This is a genomic window from Bittarella massiliensis (ex Durand et al. 2017), assembly GCF_017566145.1.
GTDB lineage: Bacteria > Bacillota > Clostridia > Oscillospirales > Ruminococcaceae > Bittarella > Bittarella massiliensis_A.
In genome coordinates, this window is sequence record NZ_JABFCL010000109.1 from 1 (window position 1) to 252 (window position 252).

General features: G+C 41.7%; 1 protein-coding gene. It reads left to right on the plus strand.

The features are described from left to right. Nucleotides 1-19: 19 nt before the first annotated feature. Nucleotides 20-252: reverse transcriptase domain-containing protein (locus HJY11_RS13655; RefSeq protein WP_243764565.1), on the plus strand; the 233-nt coding region annotated here is incomplete at its 3' end.

The following is a 252-nucleotide window of genomic DNA, read 5'->3' on the forward strand; positions in this document are numbered from 1 at the left end:
ATATCTGAAAGCAGGAGTAATGGAAAAGGGACTGGAAAAAGCGACCATGACGGGTGTGCCACAAGGGGGACCATTATCAGTTGTGTGTTCAAATATCTACCTTGATAAGTTGGATAAGGAACTAGAACAGAGGAGACTTCGTTTCACAAGGTATGCCGACGATGTGCTGATATTTACAAAAAGTGAGATGGCAGCTAACCGAGTGATGAAATCTATTTGCGGCTGGTTAGAAAGAAAGCTATTTTTGAAAGT